General features: G+C 77.5%; 1 protein-coding gene. It reads left to right on the top strand.

Going from position 1 to position 3,258, the window contains the following annotated elements:
• Positions 1–3,258 (top strand): type I polyketide synthase (locus B056_RS35890; RefSeq protein ID WP_035750878.1); only part of this gene is annotated, 3,258 nt, incomplete at both ends.

The following is a 3,258-nucleotide window of genomic DNA, read 5'->3' as shown; positions in this document are numbered from 1 at the left end:
CCTGCGCCGGCCGGTGCTGTTCGCGGCCGCCACGGAGCGGTTGCTGGCGGCGGGGTTCCGGCACTTCACCGAGGTCAGCCCACACCCCGTGCTGACCCTGGCGGTGGAGCAGGTCGCGGCGCAGGCCGGCCCGGTGGCGGTGTGGGGCACGCTGCGTCGCGGCGCGGACGACACCGCCGCGCAGCTGCGCGCGCTCGCCCAGGCCTGGACGCGGGGCGCCCCGGTAGCCTGGCCGGCCTGGTTCACCGGCACCGGCACCGGAGCCCGGCGCCTGCCCGACCTGCCGACCTACGCCTTCCAGCACCAGAACTACTGGCTGGCACCGGGCAGCGCCGCCGCCGACCTGGGCAGCGCCGGCCTGACCGAGGCCGGCCATCCGCTGCTGGGCGCGGTCGTGCCGCTGCCCGACTCGGACACGGTCGTCTTCACCGGCCGGCTGTCGCTCGCCGACCAGCCGTGGCTCGCCGACCACGGCGTGCTCGGCACGTCGCTGGTGCCCGGGGCCGCCCTCGTCGAGCTCGCGCTGCGGGCCGGTGAGGAAACCGGCACCCCGGTCGTCGACGAGCTGATCCTGCGGGCACCGCTCATCCTCCCCGAGGACGGCGCCGTCCAGCTGCGGGTGACCGTCGCGGAGCCGGCCCCGGCGGACGGGCGGCGCGCCGTGTCCGTGTACTCGCGGCGCGACGGCGGCGTCGACGGTGCCGGGGGTGTCGGGGGAGACCCGCTGTGGACCCTGCACGCCACCGGCGCCCTGCGGCCCGCCCCGGAGCCCGGAACCTCGCAGTCCGGAACCCCGCAGTCCGGAACCCCGGCGGCTGACGCCGCGCCGGACGAGGCATGGCCGCCGGCGGAAGCACGGCCGGTCGACATCACGGGGCTCTACCCCTCCCTCGCCGAGACCGGACTCGTCTACGGCCCGGTCTTCCAGGGACTGCGGCGCGTCTGGCGGCGTGGCGACGAGGTGTTCGCCGAGGTGCGCCTCCCTGAGCCGGCGCCGGGCTTCGGCATCCACCCGGCGCTGCTGGACGCGAGCCTGCACGCGCTGGCCGCCGGCACGCTCACCCGCAGCCCCGGCGACGAGCACCCCGCGCGGGACGAGGACGGTGGCGTGCTGCTGCCGTTCGTCTTCGCCGGGGTTCGCCTGCACGCCGTCGACGCCTCCGCGCTGCGGGTCCGCCTCGCGCCGGCGGACGGCACCGGCACCGTGCGGCTGCGTGCCACCGACGAGACCGGCCAGCCTGTGATCGACGTGGCCGCGCTGACCGTCCGCCCCGTCACCGCCGGGCAGCTCACCACCGACGACCGGACCGGCACCGCCGCCCGGTCGCTGTACACCCTGGACTGGGCCACCGTCCCCCTGGACCGGATCACCGCGCCGGCACCCGCCGCCCCGGATCCCCGTTGGGCCACGGTGCCGCTCGCGGCCGGCCTGGAGGGCGTCGACCAGCCACCGGACGTCCTCCTGCTGGACTGCTCCGGCACCGGAGCCGGGAACGGTGCCGGGATTCCTGACGCGGAGCTGGTGCGGGCGCACACGGCGCGGGTGCTCCGCGTGCTGCAGGAATTCGTCACCGAGCCACGCTGGGCGGACACCCGGCTGGTCGTGCTGACCGAGGGGGCGGTCGCCGCCGGGCCGGCCGACGGCGTGCCCGGCCTGGCCGGGGCGACGGTCTGGGGGCTGCTCCGCTCCGCGCAGTCCGAGCACCCCGGCCGGCTGACCGTCATCGACGTGGACGGCCCGGCCGCCCGGGACCTCGTCCCCGCCGCGGTCGCCGCCGGGCATCCGCAGGTGGCGCTGCGCGCCGACGGCGCACTGGTGCCCCGGCTCGCCCACGCGCCGTCCGGCGGCGAAAGCCCGTCATCCGCCAGCGCGAAGACGCCGTCCGGCGGCGAGGAGGCATCCGCCGGGCCGGGCCGTCTCGGCGGTGGGACGGTGGTGCTCACCGGGGCCACCGGAACGCTCGGCGCGCTGTTGGCCCGCCATCTCGTCGCCGCGTACGGCGTCCGGGACCTGCTGCTGCTCAGCCGGCGCGGCCCCGACGCCCCCGGCGCCGCGGACCTGCTGCGCGACCTCACCGCGGCCGGCGCCACCGCGCGGCTGCTCGCCTGCGACGTCACCGACCGCGCGGCGCTCACCGCCGCCCTCGCCGGGGCCGACGTCACGGCGGTCCTCCACAGCGCGGGGGTGCTCGACGACGCGGTCCTCACCTCGCTGACCGCCGAGCGGCTCGAGCCGGTGCTGCGGGCCAAGGTCGACGCGGTGCTCAACCTGCACGCCGTCACGGCGGACCGGCCACTGGCCGCCTTCGTCACGTTCTCCTCGGCGGCCGGGATCCTCGGCACCGCCGGCCAGGGCAACTACGCGGCCGCGAACGCCTTCCTCGACGCGTTCACCGCCTACCGCCGGGCGCGGGGCCTGCCGGCGGCGTCGCTCGCCTGGGGACTGTGGCGGACGGACACCGGCATGGCCGGCGACCTGGCCGAGCGCGACCTGCGGCGGATGCGCCGCGCCGGCGTCCTGCCGCTGGACGCGGCGCAGGGCCTGGCACTGTTCGACGCCGCGCTGGTGGCCGACCTCGGTGTCACCGTGCCGATCACGCTGGACGTCCCGGCGTTGCGTGCCGCGGCCGAGGCGGACCTGCTCCCGCCGATCCTGCGCGGGCTGGTCCGCACCGGACCGCGCCGGGCCACCGCCTCCGCCACCGGCGGCGGAGGTGGCGCGGACCGGACGGCGCTCGCCGGCCGCCTGGCCGGGCTGGGCCGGGGCGAGCGGGAACAGCTCGTGCTCGAACTCGTCCGCGGCAACGCCGCCGCCGTGCTCGGCCTCCCCTCGGCCGGTGCGATCGACCACGCCCGTGCCTTCCGCGACCTCGGCTTCGACTCGCTGACCGCCGTCGAGCTGCGCAACCGGCTCCAGTTCGCCACCGACCTGACGCTGCCCGCCACGCTCGTCTTCGACTACCCCAACGCGCACGTGCTCGCCCGCCACCTGCTCGCCGAGATCGAGGGCGGCACCGGCACCGACGGCGCCGGCGCGCCCGTGGCGACCGTCCGGCGGGAACCCGACGAGCCGATCGCGGTCGTGGGGATGGCGTGCCGCTTCCCGGGTGGGGTCGGCTCACCGGAGGAGCTGTGGGGGCTGGTGCGGGGTGGGGTGGACGCGATCGGTGGTTTCCCGGTGGATCGTGGGTGGGAGGTGTCGGGGGATTTCGCGCAGGCGGGTGGTTTTCTGTATGACGCGGCGGGTTTTGATGCGGG

This window comes from Parafrankia discariae (assembly GCF_000373365.1).
In the GTDB taxonomy this organism is placed as follows: Bacteria; Actinomycetota; Actinomycetes; order Frankiales; family Frankiaceae; genus Parafrankia; species Parafrankia discariae.
The sequence above is the reverse complement of the archived record's forward strand: the minus strand, read 5'-3'. Positions and strand labels throughout refer to the sequence as shown.